The organism is Sphingomonas sp. PP-CE-1G-424 (genome assembly GCF_004341085.1).
Lineage (GTDB): Bacteria > Pseudomonadota > Alphaproteobacteria > Sphingomonadales > Sphingomonadaceae > Sphingomonas.
In genome coordinates this window covers 136187-152271 of record NZ_SLXW01000002.1, presented here as the reverse complement: position 1 = coordinate 152271, position 16085 = coordinate 136187, and the positions used below count along the sequence as shown (strand labels likewise).

The following is a 16085-nucleotide window of genomic DNA, read 5'->3' as shown; positions in this document are numbered from 1 at the left end:
TTTTGTGTCTACGCAATGTGCCGTTCGTGCTGAGCGAAGTCGAAGCACCTGCGCTTTGGTCAGACCCTTCGATTTCGCTCAGGGCGAACGGAAGGGTCTAGTACGCGCGAGCGACCGCGAATTCGACCGCCTCGATCATCGCGTCCTTGGCGGCACCGTTCGCAAAGCCGGCGATCGAATCGATCGCGCGCTGGCCGTAGTGACGTGCCCTTGCAAACGTGTCGTCGATCGCACGGGTCGAGCGGATCAGGCGGATCGCGTGCTGGAGATCGGCGTCGCTGTCGCGGCGGCCTTCGACGGCATCCTTCCAGAACGCACGGTCCTCGGCCGAGCCGCGCGCATACGCCAGGATCACCGGGAGCGTCATCTTCCCCTCGCGGAAATCGTCGCCTGCGTCCTTGCCCATCGTATCCGCGTCCGAGACATAGTCGATCGCGTCGTCGACCAGCTGGAACGCGATGCCGAGGTTGCGGCCGTATGCGTCGAGCGCAGCCTCTTCCGCCTCGGGACGCTCGGCCACCACCGCCGAAATCCGGCATGCAGCCGCGAACAGCGCCGCGGTCTTCGCGCCGATGATGTCGAGATAGCGCTCCTCGCCGAGATCGACGCGGCGCGCGGCGGTGAGCTGGTTGACCTCGCCCTCTGCGATCACCGCGCTCGTCGACGACAGGATCTTCAACGCCTTGAGGCTGCCGGCCTCGACCATCAGTTCGAAGCTGCGGCTGAACAGGAAATCGCCGACCAGCACGCTGGCCGGGTTGCCCCAGATGATGTTGGCGGTGCGCTTGCCCCGACGCAGGTCCGAGCCGTCGACGACGTCGTCGTGCAGCAGCGTCGCGGTGTGGATGAACTCGACTGCGGCGGCGAGCAGATGATGCTGCGTCCCCGCATACCCGATCAGTTGCGCACTCGCGAGCGTGAGCATCGGCCGCATCCGCTTGCCGCCGCCGGCGATCAGATGACCCGCGAGTTCGGGGATCAGCGGGATTTCCGACTGCATCCGGCCGCGGATCACCGCATTGACCTGGTCCATGTCGCCGGTGACGAGTTTGACCATCGGGTCCAGCGACGGCTGGGACTCGGGATTGGGACGTACGGTTTCGAGGCGGTGGACGGTGGCGCTCATCTCCCCGAGCCTCTGCCGCCTATGCCCCTGCAAAGCAACCCTTGCCGACCCTCGGCTCACCCCGGCCCGCCACGACTTGCCCCGCGGACATCTTGCCGATCCGGCCGTATCCTCGCAAAAGGCGCGCCGAACCAACGAAAGGGTGTTTTAGGTGGCTGACGACCTGTTGACCGGATATCGCCAGAGCATCGACAATATCGATGCGGCCCTCATCCACATGCTCGCCGAGCGGTTCAAGGTGACGCAGGCGGTGGGCCGGCACAAGGCGACCCACGGCCTGCCCGCCGCCGATCCCGGCCGCGAGGAGCGCCAGATCGCGCGGTTGCGGCATCTCGCGTCGGAGGCGCAGCTCGATCCGGAATTCTCGGAAAAGTTTCTGCGCTTCATCATCGACGAGGTCATTCGTCACCACGAGCAGCTTGCGCACGATCCGGCCTGAACCGCGCCCGCTTCGCCGGCCGGTCTACCGGCGGCGGCCGTCAGGCGCGACGTGACGGAATCGTCACGGCTGCTCCATCTCGCGATCATCCCGTCCTTGGTAGGGCAGCGATGATGACGGGTCTTCGGCGTGCTCTGATCGGACTCGTGGTCCTGGCGGTGATCGCATCGGGGTTCATGGGCTGGCTGGGCTATTTCGGCGGCCCGGTGTTCACGGACGTCCCCGCGACCAATGCGTCCCCCACCACTGCTAAGCGCCCGTTCGCCGCGGTTCTGCTGACCAGCGATGTCGGCTACCGGATCGGCATGGCGCGAGAGATCGCGCGGCGGCTGGCGGCGGACGGCGTGCCGGTGGTCGCGGTCAACACGCTGACCTATCTGCGCAAGACCCGGACGCCCGCCGACATCACGCGGTTGATCGCGGATGCCGAACGCCGCGCGTTGCGACTGGGCCAGACCGACAAGGTCGTGCTGATCGGCCAATCGTTCGGCGCGGACATGCTGCACGTCGGGCTGATCGACCTGCCCGCCGACCTGCGCGCGAAAATCGTGCGGGTGGCGCTGATCGTGCCCGAGGACAACGTCCAGTTCCGCGCCTCGCCCAGCGAAATCTTCGATCTCTGGACGCCGACGATCGATGCCCTGCCGACCGCGCGGCGATTGACCTGGGTGCCGCTACTGTGCGTGCACGGCCAGGAGGAAACCGGCAGCCTGTGCCCCTTGCTGACACAGCCCAATGTGCAAAACGTGGCGTTGCCCGGCGGACATCCGCTTCACCGCGACGCCGATGCGCTCTACGATGTCCTCGCGCGGTTCGTGTTCGCGCGCTGAGGGGTCGTCGATGAGCTTGCCAATGCCGGACACTATCGGGGCCGGGGAACAGACACGTCCGCCTCGTAGCGGGACTCGGGTTCGGAAACACGGTTTGCGCAGGTCATGACGACGCGACCCACCCTCGTCCGGATCCGCGACTGGATCGTGCATCGCCGCGGCACGCTGATCGCGCTCGCGGTGCTGCTTGTCGCGGTGCTCGGCTTCGCCGCGATCCACAAGCTGACCGCGGAGATCCGCCTGTCCGAGGTGCGTACGGCGTTCGCGGCGCTCGGCTGGCCCGCGCTGTCGGCGTCGATCGGCCTGACCGTCGTCAGCTACATCGCGCTGACCTTCTACGACACCATCGCACTCAGAGTGATCGGTCATCCGCTACCTTGGCGGACCGCCGCCGTCGCGTCGTTCACCAGCTACACGATCAGCCACAATCTCGGGCTCGCGATGCTGACTGGCGGATCGGCGCGCTACCGCGTCTACAGTCGCGCCGGGCTGGACGAGGCGGGAGTCGCGCGCGTCGTCCTGATCGCCGGGGTGACGTTCTGGGCGGGGGTGATCAGCGTCGCGTGCCTGTCGATGGCGATCCATCCGGGAATGCTGCCGATCGTCCACTGGACGCTGCCGCCGCTGCTGGAGCGGGCGTTCGGGATCGGCATCCCGCTGGCGATGCTGGCGATCGTCCTGCGCTATCGCCAGGGCGGCTCGATCGGACTGCTGGGCTGGCGGCTGCCGCTGCCCGACGCGCGCCAGGCGCTCGCGCTGCTGCTGGTGTCGACGGTCGATCTCGCAGCGGCGAGCGCAGCGCTGTTCGTGCTGCTCCCGAACGCCTCCCCCGACCTCTATCCGGTGCTGTTCCTTGGCTATGCGGTGGCGATCGTCGTCGCGCTGATCAGCCATGTGCCGGGCGGGCTCGGCGTGTTCGAGGCGGTGATCATCGCGACCATGCCGCAGAACAACGCAACCATCCTCGCCGCGCTGCTCGCCTATCGGATCATCTATTACGTCGCGCCGCTGATCCTGGCGGCGGTGCTGCTCGCGTTCCACGAGGGCCGGCAATGGCGCAAGCGGGCGCGCGCGCCGGATCAGGGAGGCCGCGGGACCGATCCGCTGACGATCGCGCTGCCGTTGGCGCCGTTGCTGCTCGGCGTGCTCGTGTTCATGAGCGGCGCGATGCTGCTGGTGTCGGGCGCGCTGCCCGCCGCGCCCGGCCGGATGAACGCGCTGGCGACGATCCTGCCGTTGCCAATCAGCGAGATGGCGCATGTCGCGGCTAGCCTCGTCGGGGTCATGCTGCTGTTCGTGGCACTCGGGCTGTACCGCCGGCTCGACGGAGCCTTCTGGGCGGCCCGGACGCTGCTCATCGCCGGCGCGCTGCTGTCGATCGCCAAGGGCCTCGATTACGAGGAGGCGACCGTCCTGTTGCTGACCGCCGCCGCGCTCCAATGGACGCGCGGCGCCTTCTACCGGCGGACGCGGCTGACCGCGGAGCCGTTGTCACCCGAATGGCTGGTCGGGGTCGGCGCGGCGATCGGCCTGTCGGTGCTGATCGGGTTCTTCGCGTACCACCGCGTCGGCTATTCGAGCAATCTGTGGTGGGAGTTCGAGACCAACGCCAACGCCTCGCGGTTCCTGCGCACCAGCCTTGCAGTCGGACTACTGCTGATCGGTGCGGCGATCTGGCGGCTGTTCGCGGCGGCGCCCGTGCCGCTCGTCCACGACGTGCTGCCCGCCGACGTGGCGGAGGCCGCGCTCGCGCATGCCGACCGGACCGACGCGATGCTCGCCTTCACCGGCGACAAGCGCTTCCTGGTGTCGGACAGCCGCGACGCGTTCCTGATGTATCAGGTCAAGGGCGCGAGCTGGATCGTGATCGGCGATCCCGTCGGCCCGGCCGAGGCGTGGTCGGAACTGCTCTGGGCGATCCGCGCGCGGGCCGATGCCGCGCAAGGGCGGCTGCTGCTGTACCAGATCGGTCTGCGCATCGTCCCGATCGCGATCGAGATGGGGCTGAAACTCGTCAAATACGGCGAGGAGGCGACCGTCGAACTCGGCGGCTTCACGCTAGAGACGCCCGACATGCGCAGCGTGCGCAAGGCGAGCCGGGTCGCCGAGCGCGCCGGCGCCGAGTTCGCGGTCGTGCGGGCCGCCGACATGCCCGCGATCCTGCCCGAACTGCAGGCGATCTCGGACTGGTGGCTGGCCGACAAGGATCATGCCGAGAAGAGCTTCAGCGTCGGCCGGTTCGAACCCGGCTATCTGACGACGTTCGATTGCGCGGTGGTACGGATCGAGGAGCGGATCGTCGCCTTCGCCAATATCTGGGCGACCCCGAACGGCCAGGAATTGTCGGTCGACCTGATGCGTCACGCCGAGGACATGCCGCAGGGGGGCATGGACTTCCTGTTCACCCGGCTGATGCTGTGGGGTCATGAGCACGGCTATCGCAATTTCTCGCTCGGGATGGCGCCGCTGTCGGGGATCGAGGCGCGGCGGCTATCGCCGACCTGGTCGAAGGTGGCCGCGTTCCTGTTCCGCCACGGCGAGCGATTCTACGGGTTCGCGGGCCTGCGCGCGTACAAGGAGAAGTTCAGGCCGAACTGGACGCCGCGCTACATCGCCTCGCCGGGCGGCACGTCGCTGCTGCGCGGGCTGATCGATTTGCAGGCTTTGGTGAGTCGGTAAGGCTTGCTAGGGCCCGCCGCCTTGCTAGGGCAGACGGGATGAGTTTCCTCCTGGCAATCGAAGGCGCCGACGGCGCGGGCAAGGCTACCGCTTCGGCATTGGTGGTAGAGCAGTTGCGCGCCACCGGCCGTACCGCCGAGGTCGTGTCGTTCCCGCGCTACACCGAGACGGTCGGCGGCTGGGCGCTTGGCGCGATGCTCGCTGGCACCCTGCCGCGCGGCACCTCGCCCAAGGCAGCGGCGGTGCTCTACGCGCTCGACCGGATGGAATCGCGCGATCACCTGCTCGCGACGATGGCGGCGAACGACGTCGTCGTGTTCGACCGCTACATCGCCTCGAACATGGCGTACCAGGCGGCGCAGGTGCCGGCGCACGAGGCCGATGCGATGATGACGTGGATCGCCGACCTCGAGACCGGTGCGTTCGCGCTGCCGACCCCCGATCTGTCGGTATATCTCGATACCCCCGCCGCAATCGCCCGCGGGTTGATCCTGAAGAAGCGCAAACGGTCGTACACCGACGATGCGTTCGACGCGTACGAAGCGGATACCGGACTGCAGGACCGCGTCCGGACCAATTATGCGGCAATGGCGCAGGCCGGGTTGCTCGGGCGCTGGGCGACGGTGTCGACGGTGAAGGCCGGGGAGTCGCGGCTGCCGGCAGAGATCGCCGCAGAGATCGTCGCGCTGCTCGACTAATGCCGTCATCCTGACGAAAGTCAGGATCCAGGGTAACGAGCGATATCCTGTGTAACTCTGGATCCTGACTTTCGTCAGGATGACGGATTGGTCGTGTAACCATCCGCGCAGACACGTTTTTTCCTTCCGGTCGCGAATTCCGCATTGCAGCATCGGCAAACGTCATTACTTAGCACGCTAATGACTTCTACCCGCGCCCGTCTCGAATCCTCCTATGCCCGCACGCTGATGCCGCTCGCGCGTCTGTGGCGGCAGGCGGCGGATCGCGCGCTCAGCGACATGTGCGTGTCGGCCTCCACCGGATGGGCGCTGGTCCAGGTCGGGCGGCTCGGTGACGACGTCCGCCAGACCGATCTCGCGAACGAACTCGACGTCACGCAGGCCTCGCTGGTCCGTTCGATCGACCAGATGACCGCCGCCGGGCTGGTCGAGCGCCACCGCGACCCTGACGACGCACGCGTCAGCCGCATCCGCCTCACCGACCGCGGTCGCACGCTCGTCACCACGATCGAGTCGAAATTCGCGACCTTGCGCCACGCGATGCTCGACGGCGTGTCCGACGACGATCTCGCCACCGCGCTGCGCGTCGCCGAACGGCTCGGCGCGCGCTTTCAGGCGGATCGCGCGCGATGATGCTCTCGCGGTTCGGCAGCACTGAGGCGCTGTTCACGGTCAAATGCTTCGTCGCGGCGATGCTGGCCTATTACATCGCGCTTCGGATCGGCCTGACGCGCCCCTATTGGGCGGTCACGACGTCATACATCGTCGCGCAGCCGCTGGCGGGCGCGGTGCTGTCGAAAGCGGTGTTCCGCGTCGCAGGCACCGTGCTGGGCGCGGTCGCGGCGGTGGTGCTGGTGCCCAATCTGGTCAACGCGCCCGAGCTGCTGTCGCTCGGTCTCGCGCTGTGGCTGGGCCTGTGTCTCTACATCTCGCTGCTCGACCGCACCCCCCGCGCGTACCTGTTCCTGCTGGCCGGCTATACCGCGAGCATCATCGGCTTCCCGTCGGTCGAAGCGCCCGGCGCGGTGTTCACGACGGCGGCGTTGCGCGTCCAGGAGATCACGATCGGGATCCTCTGCGGCAGCCTGATCCACGGCTTCGTCTTTCCGCAGACCGTGACCGCGGTACTGCTCGGACGGATCGACGCGATCCTCGGCGATGCCGAGCGCTGGTCGCGCGATTCGCTCGCGGGCGAGTCCGATGCGGCACTCGGTCGCGACCGCCGCCGTCTCGCGCTCGACATCAACGAGCTGCATCAGCTCTCCATCCATCTGCCGTTCGATACCGCCCGCCTGTTGCCGCGTGTCCGCACGCTCCGCGCGCTCCAGGCCGAGCTGTCGATGCTGCTCCCGCTGGCGAGCGCGGTCGACGACCGGATCGTCGAGTTGCGACGCGGTGCCGACGCCCCCCGCCCCGAAGCGATCGCGCTGATCGAGGACGTCCGCGACTGGCTGCGCGATCCGCTGCCGCTCGCCGAACGACGCGAGACCGCCGACGCGCTGATCGCCCGTGCCAGGGCGCTCGAGCCTCCCGTCAACGACACGCTGATCTGGCGCGACGCGTTGCGGCTCAGCCTGCTTGCACGGCTGGCCGAGCTGATCGACGCGCATCGCAACGCGCGCGACCTGCGCGACCAGATGCGTTCGCCGTCGCGCACGCCCGTCACGCCCGCCGTGACCCGGCTGCTGGCGCGCACGACGAAGCGCCCGCTCCACCGCGACCGCGGCATCGCGCTCCGCGCCGCACTCGGCACGATCGCGACGATCCTGCTCGGCTGCATCTTCTGGATCGGCACCGGCTGGGCGGACGGCGCGGGCGCGGTGCTGATCGCGGGCGTGTGCTGCGCGCTGTTCGGCAACAGCGACGATCCCGCGCCGTCGATCATGGCGTTCTTCTACGGCACGATCATCGGCTTGGTCATCTCCGCGGTCTATGCCTTCGCGATCCTGCCGCGGGTCACCGATTTCGTGACGCTGATGGCGGTGCTCGCCCCCCCGATGCTGATCGGCGGGATGTACCTCGCGCGCCCCGCGACCTTGCTGGTGACGCTCGGCGCGCTGCTCGGCGGGTTGAACACGGTCGGGCTGAACGACCGCTTCGGCAGCGACTTCAGCGCGTTCATCAACGGCGGCATCGCGCAGCTCGTCGGCACGTTGTTCGCGGTCGTCACGGTCGGACTGTTTCAGACGATCGGCGCGGACACCAGCGCACGGCGTTTGATCCGCGCGGGCTGGCGCGAACTGGCGACGCGGAGCGACTCGCCGGGCCGCCCCGATGCCGCTGGCTGGATCGCGCGGATGCTCGACCGGATCGGGCTGCTGGCACCACGGCTCGCAGCGCAGGGCGAGGACCCGGGCAAGCCGCTGCTCGACGCGCTGACCGATCTGCGCGTCGGCGTCGCGGTCGGCGAACTCAAGCAGTTGCGGCTCGACGGCACGCCCGGCGAGGCCGCGGCGATTACCCCGGTGCTGCGCGGAGTCGGCAGGCACTACCGCGCGTTGCGCCCCGACAGGCCGGCCCCGCCCGAGCCCGATCTGCTCGCCGGGATCGACACGGCGATGGCCGGGTTCGCGACCAGCACGCGGGATCGCCACCGCACCGGCGTCTTGGCTTTGACCTCGCTCCGGCGCAACCTGTTCCCCCAGGCGCCCGCGTACGGAGCAACCCCATGACCGGCGAAATCTCGATCGGCGGCGTCTTCCTGCCGAGCATCCTGCTGCTCGCGGTCGCCGCCGTCCTGCTCACCGGACTGGCGACGCGGTTGCTCGCTTTCGCCGGCTTCTACCGCGTGGTGACCTATCGCCCGCTCGTCGATCTCGCGCTGTTCATCCTCATCCTCGGGCTGCTCGCCCTGCTCACCGGACCTTCCGCATGACCGCTTCCCGTTTCAAATCGCTGCTCGCGCCGCTCGGCCGTTCCGCCGTCACGCTGGTGATCGTCCTGCTGGCGGTGCTCGTCGGGATCTGGCTGTGGAAGCACTACGAGACCGATCCGTGGACGCGCGATGGGAAGATCCGCGCCGACATCGTCCGCGTGACGCCCGACGTCGCCGGGCTCGTCACGCAGGTCGCGGTGCACGACAACCAGGCGGTGAAGCCCGGCGACGTGCTGTTCGTGGTCGATCGCCCCCGCTTCCAGCTGACGCTGGCGCAGTCCGACGCGTCGATCGCGAGCGCGCGCGCGACGCTATTGCAGGCGAGGCGCGAGGCCCAGCGCGATCTGGCGCTCGGCGATCTGGTCGCGAAGGAAACACACGAGCAGAACGTCGCGCGCGTCGCCACCGCCTCCGCGTCGCTCGCGCAGGCCCAGAGCGCCCGCTCGACCGCCGCGCTGAACCTCGCCCGCACGACCGTCCGCGCCACGGTGCACGGCATCGTCACCAACCTCGACCTCCACCCCGGCGACTATATCGCGACCGGCGCCCAGGCGATGGCGCTGGTCGACACCGATTCGCTCCGCGTCGAGGGCTATTTCGAGGAAACCAAGCTCGGCAACATCCGCGTCGGCGATCCGGTGATCGTCCACCTGATGGGCGAACCGCAGGCACTGCACGGCCGCGTCGATAGCATCGCGGCGGGGATCAACGACAGCGAGCGGACGAACACGACGAACCTGCTGCCCAATGTGAACCCGACGTTCAACTGGGTGCGGCTGGCGCAGCGTATCCCGGTTCGGGTGAAGCTGACGCACGTACCGAAGGGGGTACAACTCATCGTCGGACGGACCGCAACGGTAACGGTGCAACCACGCGTCGCACCGGGGACGACGGCATGACGTGCGCCTCCATCCGACCCACCCCCCGCCGTCATCCTGACGAAAGTCAGGATCCAGGGTTACAAGCGATGTCCTGCGTGGCTCTGGGTCCTGACTTTCGTCAGGATGACGGTGTGGGGCCAACAGGGCGAACAGGTCGCCGCGGTATCGCCGCGAGTATTCTCGCCCTCGCCCTCGCCGCGTGCACCACCGCCGGCCCGAACTACGCGCTCCCCGAGTCCGCCGTCGTCAACCGCCCCTCCGCCCAAGGCGCGTTCGACAGCGGCCACGAGAAGGCGTTCGCCAACGCCCCCCTCCCCGACCATTGGTGGCAACTCTACGGCGACGCCCGTCTCGACGCGTTCGTCACCGAAGCGCTCGCCGCCAACACCGATCTCCGCGCCGCCGACGCCAACCTGCGCCGCGCCGATGCGGTCGTCGCCGAAGTCGCCGCCGGCCGCACGCTGTCGACCGTGCTCGGCGGCGGTGCCTCGCTCGACCGCCCCTATACGACCGGCGGCAACCTGCCCGGCACGCTCGACTATAACCTAGGCATTACCCTCGCCTACCCGCTCGACCTGTCGGGCCGCATCCGCCGCGCGATCGAGGCGGCCCAAGGCGATGCCGAGGCGGTCGCCGCCGCGCGCGACAACGTCCGCGTGACCGTCGCCGCGGAGACCGCGCGCAGCTACGCCACCGCCTGCACCGCCAACATGGTGCTAGCCGCGAACAACCGCATCCTCGCGCTGCAACGCCAGACGCTCAACGTGACGCAGCGACTGCAACGCGGCGGCCGGGGCACCGCGTTCGACGTGACTCGCGCCAGGACCGCGGTCGACCAGAGCGAGGCGCTGATCCCGTCGCAGGTCGCGACACGCACCGCCGCCTTGTACCGTCTCGCCACACTGATGGGCCGCACACCCGCCGACTATCCCAAGGACGTCGCGACCTGTGCCAAGCCACCTGCGCTCACCCGCCCGCTGCCGATCGGCGACGGGACCGCGTTGATCCTGCGCCGCCCCGATATCCGCCAGGCCGAACGCACGCTTGCCGCCGCGACCGCGCGGATCGGCGTCGCCACCGCCAACCTCTATCCGCAGGTCAGCCTCGGCGGGTCGGCCGGGTTCACCGGTCCGGTCTCGTCGCTCGGCTCGACCAACGCGTTCCATCTAGGGCTTGGGCCACTGATCAGCTGGAGCTTCCCCAACCGCCCGGTTATCCGCGCGCAAATCGCCCAGGCGGGCGCGGCGGCTGACCAGGCACTCGCGCAGTTCGATTCGACCACGCTCGAAGCGCTTCGCCAGACCGAAACCGCACTCTCCGCGTATGCGCGCGAAGGCGACCGCAACGCAGCCCTCCGCCGCGCGCAGTCCAGCGCCGCACGCGCCGCGGATCAGGCCGGGACGCTGTACCGCTTCGGCCGCACCGACTTCCTGTCGCTGCTGACCGCGCAGGCCGCGCTGACCACCGCGCAGGCCAACCTCGCCGCGTCCGACGCATTGCTCGTCGATCGCCAGGTCGACGTCTTCAAGGCGCTCGGCGGGGGGTGGCAGGCATGAGGCTGCGTCGCCGCGGGCTGGCGTCGATCAACAGCGAAATCCGCGACGGCATCATGCCCGCTGCCGACACCATCGCGCGCGTCGCCAAGGACCCCGACGCGTTGCCGCACACACCGAGCAACTACCGCGTCACCGCGCTGATCATCGCCTGCGCGCTGTTCATGGAGCAGATGGACTCGACCGTGCTCGCGACCGCGCTGCCGACGATGGCGCGCGATTTCGGCGTCCCCGCGACCAGCATGAGTTCGGCGCTGACGTCGTACCTGCTGGCGCTCGCGATTTTCATCCCGGCGAGCGGTCGCCTCGCGGACCGGTTCGGCTCGCGCACTATCTTCCGCGCAGCGATCCTCCTTTTCGTCGGCGGATCAATGCTCTGCGGCCAGGCGACCAGCCTGCCGTTCATGATGGTCGCCCGCTTCCTGCAAGGTCTTGGCGGCGCGATGATGATCCCGATCGGCCGCCTCGTCCTGCTTCGCAGCGTTGCCAAGGAAGACATGGTCCAGGCGATGTCGTGGCTGATCATGCCCGCACTGATCGGCCCGATCCTGGGCCCCCCGGTCGGCGGTGCGATCGTCACCTATCTCGACTGGCGCTGGATCTTCTACCTAAACGTCCCGATCGGCCTGCTCGGCGTGATCCTGGTAACGCGCTTCATCGGCGAGGTCCGCGAGGACAAGCCGGCGCGGTTCGACGTGCCCGGCTTCATCCTGTCGGGCGTGTCGCTCGGCTGCCTGTTGTTCGGATTCGAAATGACCAGCCGCACCGGCGAATTGTCGCGCGCCGTCGTGCTGATCGCGGTCGGGCTGGTTGCGGGCGTGGCGTATATCCGCCACGCGAAACATCGCAGCGACCCGATCCTCGATTTGTCGCTGATGCGGATCCCGACCTTCCGGCTGTCGGTGATCGGCGGATCGCTGACCCGCATCACGCAGGGCGCGCAGCCGTTCCTGCTGCCGATGATGCTCCAGCTTGGCTTCGGCATGACCGCGGCGGCGAGCGGCGCGATCACGATCGCCGGCGCGATCGGCTCGCTGATGATGAAGAGCCTCGCCCCGCGCGTGCTCAGGCGCTTCGGGTTCCGCAACAGCCTGATCGTCGGCGGACTCTGCGCAAGCTCGGGCTACGCAGTCGCGGGGTTGTTCCGCCCGGATTGGCCGATCCCGGTGATCTTCGGCGTGCTGATGATCTCGGGGTTCTTCATGTCGTTCCAGTTCTCGGCGTACAACACGATCGCGTATGACGAGATCCCGTCGTCGCGGATGAGCAGCGCGACCAGCTTCTACGCGACGTTCCAGCAGCTCATGCTCTCGCTCGGCATCTGTGTGGGGGCGGCGTCGCTGCATGTCGGGATGCTCGGCACGGGCGCGACCCGGCCGGCGCTGACGGACTTCACGCTGGCGTTCCTGGTGGTGACCGCGGTGTCGGCGTCGGCAACGATCTGGAACCGACGCTTCGCGGTGAATGCGGGCGCGGAGTTGAGCGGGCACCGGGCGTAACCCGCCGTCATCCTGACGAAAGTCAGGATCCAGAGCGAAGACGGGTGACGCTTAGTTACCCTGGATCCTGACTTTCGTCAGGATGACGGAGGCTAGTTAGAATGCGCCGGCAGCGACGGCCGCGAGAGCACCGAGACATGCTCGCCCGGCTCGACGAACATCCCGTGCGACAGCGCCCACCGCCCCGCCTTCTCACTCGCCGTCAGCATCGTCAGGAACGGACTGAGCAACAGTCCCAGAGTCACCGGCGCGAGCCAGGCCGCGGTGATCGGCGCGAACGGCGTCACCAGCAGCAACGCCACCCCCACCCCGACATGCCAGCGATAGCGCGGCATCACGTCCGGCAACGAAAGTTCGTGCGCATCGCGGTTCTGCGGCGCCCAGCCCGACTTCCGCCCCATCAGGATCCCCGCGAGGTCCATCGTCTGCGTCAGCGCAATCACCGGCGCGGACAGCATCGAGAAAGGTACGTCGACCAGGACCGACCTGACGATCCCGCGCCGCCCGCCGAACCCCGCGCGCCGCTCCGCATTAGAGAACGCCCAAATCACGCTCAACAGCTTCGGCCCGAACAGCAGCAACAGCGTGACGAACAGCACCTGCAGAGACGTCTGCGCCTCGACGATGTTGCGCTCGCCGATCAGCGCCTGCACGACGCTGGTCGCGATCATCAGCAGCCACACCGGCGAGGTGATGAACGCCGACGCGCCCATCAGCAGTTGGAGCCGGCTGACCCAGTGGAACCCCGACGACGTCAGCAGGCTGAGATGCTGGATATTGCCCTGCGCCCAGCGCCGGTCGCGCACCGCCGCATCGATCAGCGTCGGCGGATATTCCTCGAACGTCTCCTCGGTCATCAGCATGTGGACGCGCCAGCCGCGCCGCCGCAGCAACGCTGCCTCGACCATGTCGTGGCTCATGATGACGCCGCCGAAGGGCGCGCGGCCGGGAAGGTCCGGGAGCCCGCAACTCGACGCAAACGCCTCGATCCGGATCAGTGCGTTGTGGCCCCAGAAGGTCGCTTCCGAGCCTGACCACCAGACGAGGCCCGCGGTCGAGATCGGGCCGTAGAGGCGGCTGGCAAACTGCATCCAGCGCTGAAACAGGGTAACGCCGTTGATGACCGCCGGCACGGTCTGGAGCAAAGCGACCGCGGGCCGCCGCTCGAGCACCTGCGCCATGCCGATGATCGTGTTGCCGCCCATCAAGCTGTCGGCGTCGAGCATCAGCATGTAGCGATAGCCGCCGCCGAACCGCCGGATCCACTCCGCGACGTTGCCCGGCTTGCGGCCGACGTTCACGGTCCGGCGACGGTAATAGAGCGCGCAGTCGAGCGTCGGCGCGAGGCGCTTCCACGCCGCGACCTCGGCCGCCTCCGCCGCTTCACCGGAATCGCTCAGGATGAAGATGTCGAACCGGTCGGCGACACCACCCGCGGCGATCGCGCGCGCCATCCACGCGATCCGCTCGAACACCGCATCGATGTCCTCGTTGTGGACCGGCATCAGGATCGCGGTGCGCCCTTCGAGTGGTTCCGATTGTCGCGGGGTCGGGACGAACCCCGGATGGCCGCCGGTCATCAACAGCACGAAGCCGATCGCGGCGTTCATGAATCCGAAGGAAATCCACGCGAACAGCGGGAAGAACAGCGCCAGCAACGCCACATCCCAGAAGCTCAGCCCATCCGCGAGCAGCGATTCCTGCACCGCCGACGACGCCGCGGTCGCCAGCAGGCCGGTCATCAGTACGAGGATGATCCGGCGCGCGAGCATGTCGTCCGACGACACGACCATCCCCGGCCCGGGCTCGGGTGCGGACCAGGGCGGCGGCGGCCCGTCGAAACGCTGCGGGAGCATCTCGATCGGCGTTTCGCCCGGCATCATGGAGGGCATCACGGCGGGAAGCACGGTCATCAGAAGATCGGCGTCAGGACGGTTTCACTGAGCGCACGACCGCCGCGCGTGAGGAACAACCTGACGTCGGCGGGTCCTTGCGCATCGGGGGCCACGTCGGCGGTGACGCGCCAGCGATTCTTCTGGCCGACCACCGGATAGGCCGCGTTGGCGAGCACCTTCCCGCGGACGACATCGATCTTCGCCGTCACGCCGCTCTGCCGATCAAGCCCGGCGAGACCGTCGCCGATGAAATCGACCACGAGCTTCCGCGCGCCCTTCACCGGCTCCGCACCCGGCCGCCCCGCCACGCCCTGCCAGCAGTCGACGACATGCGCCGCACTTGCGACTGCGGTCGGATCGGTCGATTTCCAGCTGAGAATATAATCGAACTGCAACCGCTGCCCTGCTTTCGCAGGCGCGGCCGGCGTCCAGAACGAGACGACGTTATCCACCGTCTCGCTGTTGGTCGGGAACGCATACAGCATCACCGCGCCCTTGCCCCAGTCGCCCTGCGGCTGGACCCACAGGTTCGGCCTGCGATCGTAGAACGCGCCGTCGTCCTGATAGTGATCGAAATTGCGGTCGCGCTGGATCAGTCCGAAACCCTTGGGCGCCTGGTCCGCAAAACTGTCCAGCGTGTCATGCGGCGGGTTGTTGAGCGGGCGCCAGATGCGTTCGCCAGCGCCGGTGAGCAGCGCAAGACCGTCCGAGTCGTGGATCTCGGGACGCCAGTCGACCGCGGCGGCGCGATTGCCTTCGCCGTACCAGAACATGCTGGTAGCAGGCGCGACGCCGAGCCGTTCGATGTCGCGGCGCAGGTTGAGCACGGACGAAACCTGCTGCTCGACGCCCGCACCGGCGACATGCCGCGACTGGATGCGGTACGCGCCGGTGACGCTCGCGCCATCCATCAGCGCGTAGATCGTGTAGGCATCGTTGCCGGTGCGCTCGATCCAGAATTCGGTGAAATCGGGGAATTCCTCGCGACCGGGCAACCCCGTGTTGATCGCAAGACCGCGCGCGGACAGGCCATATTGATCCTGCGCACCGGCGGTGCGGAAATAGGAGGCGCCCTGGAACGCCATCCAGTCGCTGGTGCCGCCCGGTGCCATCGCGCGGAACCCTGCGATGCCGAGCGCGGCGGCGTGGCCTTCTTCGGCCTCGAACAACGCGCGCGAAAATTCGATACGCTGCGCTTGCCCCCCTTCGACGACGTTGATCGCGACCGGCATCGGCGCATAGCGGCCGAGCGGGAAGAGGCGGATGCCGTCGGCGAGCGTCTTGTCGGCGCGGAAGCGGATGCTGCCGACCTTGTCGTAATCGATCGCGGCGGCGGCGGCGACCTTGGCGGGGGCCTGGTACGGCTTGGTGGCGAGCGTTGCGGCGCGCGCCTGCAGCGCCTCCCAGGAGAACGGCTCGGTCTTGCCGGTGGCGGTACGCGCCATCGCGGCGGCGGCCTGCGGGGCGAACCCCAACAGACCCAGCGCGGTCATCACTTCGCGTCGACCGATCATGCCGTGGCTCCCTTGAAAATCATCATGTTGCGACGCGGTAACATATAGCGGGTGCGCGCGCGCGTCGACAGGCCGTGGTTGAGGCGCAGCCTGACC

General features: G+C 68.2%; 13 protein-coding genes. 10 read left to right on the top strand and 3 right to left on the bottom strand.

The features are described 5' to 3' along the window. Positions 1 to 97: 97 nt before the first annotated feature. The gene (locus tag C8J43_RS05780; protein WP_133030137.1) at positions 98 to 1126 is read right to left on the bottom strand and encodes a polyprenyl synthetase family protein; all 1029 of its coding nucleotides are present in this window, start codon (positions 1124 to 1126) and stop codon (positions 98 to 100) included. A gap of 151 nt (positions 1127 to 1277) precedes the next feature. Between C8J43_RS05780 and C8J43_RS05775 the strand changes: the two genes are divergently transcribed. The 10 genes from C8J43_RS05775 to C8J43_RS05730 all read left to right on the top strand — a co-directional run bounded on the left by C8J43_RS05775 (position 1278) and on the right by C8J43_RS05730 (position 12580). Continuing rightward, positions 1278 to 1565 (top strand): chorismate mutase, encoded by a 288-nt coding sequence (locus tag C8J43_RS05775; RefSeq protein ID WP_060526366.1) that lies wholly within the window; start codon positions 1278 to 1280, stop codon positions 1563 to 1565. A 113-nt stretch (positions 1566 to 1678) separates the two neighbouring features. Further along, positions 1679 to 2395 (top strand): virulence factor, encoded by a 717-nt coding sequence (locus C8J43_RS05770; RefSeq protein ID WP_243645446.1) that lies wholly within the window; start codon positions 1679 to 1681, stop codon positions 2393 to 2395. Between the two features lie 105 nt (positions 2396 to 2500). Next, the gene (mprF, locus tag C8J43_RS05765; protein WP_133030135.1) at positions 2501 to 5074 is read left to right on the top strand and encodes a bifunctional lysylphosphatidylglycerol flippase/synthetase MprF; all 2574 of its coding nucleotides are present in this window, start codon (positions 2501 to 2503) and stop codon (positions 5072 to 5074) included. 38 nt (positions 5075 to 5112) lie between these two features. Then, positions 5113 to 5772, top strand: coding sequence for a thymidylate kinase (locus C8J43_RS05760; RefSeq protein ID WP_133030134.1), 660 nt, complete (start codon positions 5113 to 5115; stop codon positions 5770 to 5772). A 180-nt stretch (positions 5773 to 5952) separates the two neighbouring features. Beyond that, positions 5953 to 6405, top strand: a complete 453-nt coding sequence (locus tag C8J43_RS05755) for a MarR family transcriptional regulator (protein ID WP_207893339.1) — start codon at positions 5953 to 5955, stop codon at positions 6403 to 6405. Further along, entirely contained in the window at positions 6402 to 8444 is a 2043-nt protein-coding gene (locus tag C8J43_RS05750) for an FUSC family protein (protein ID WP_133030133.1), read from the top strand. Before C8J43_RS05755 ends, C8J43_RS05750 begins: the two co-directional genes overlap by 4 nt. Next, positions 8441 to 8647: a DUF1656 domain-containing protein gene (locus tag C8J43_RS05745; RefSeq protein WP_056052175.1), complete on the top strand. Its 207-nt coding sequence runs from the start codon at positions 8441 to 8443 to the stop codon at positions 8645 to 8647. The genes C8J43_RS05750 and C8J43_RS05745 overlap by 4 nt, the downstream gene beginning before the upstream one ends. Beyond that, positions 8644 to 9546 carry an efflux RND transporter periplasmic adaptor subunit gene (locus C8J43_RS05740; RefSeq protein ID WP_133030132.1) on the top strand — a complete coding sequence of 301 codons (903 nt, stop codon included), beginning with the start codon at positions 8644 to 8646 and terminating at the stop codon, positions 9544 to 9546. The genes C8J43_RS05745 and C8J43_RS05740 overlap by 4 nt, the downstream gene beginning before the upstream one ends. Before the next feature lie 113 nt (positions 9547 to 9659). Then, positions 9660 to 11084: a TolC family protein gene (locus C8J43_RS05735; protein ID WP_243645445.1), complete on the top strand. Its 1425-nt coding sequence runs from the start codon at positions 9660 to 9662 to the stop codon at positions 11082 to 11084. Continuing rightward, the gene (locus tag C8J43_RS05730; protein WP_133030130.1) at positions 11081 to 12580 is read left to right on the top strand and encodes a DHA2 family efflux MFS transporter permease subunit; all 1500 of its coding nucleotides are present in this window, start codon (positions 11081 to 11083) and stop codon (positions 12578 to 12580) included. The genes C8J43_RS05735 and C8J43_RS05730 overlap by 4 nt, the downstream gene beginning before the upstream one ends. A 92-nt stretch (positions 12581 to 12672) precedes the next feature. On the opposite strand, the gene mdoH is transcribed toward C8J43_RS05730, so the two are convergent. Both mdoH and C8J43_RS05720 read right to left on the bottom strand, forming a co-directional pair. Then, complete coding sequence (gene mdoH / locus C8J43_RS05725; RefSeq protein ID WP_243645444.1) at positions 12673 to 14493, bottom strand: glucans biosynthesis glucosyltransferase MdoH; 1821 nt, start codon at positions 14491 to 14493, stop codon at positions 12673 to 12675. Further along, positions 14493 to 15989 carry a glucan biosynthesis protein gene (locus tag C8J43_RS05720; protein ID WP_133030129.1) on the bottom strand — a complete coding sequence of 499 codons (1497 nt, stop codon included), beginning with the start codon at positions 15987 to 15989 and terminating at the stop codon, positions 14493 to 14495. The genes mdoH and C8J43_RS05720 overlap by 1 nt, the downstream gene beginning before the upstream one ends. Positions 15990 to 16085 lie beyond the last annotated feature (96 nt).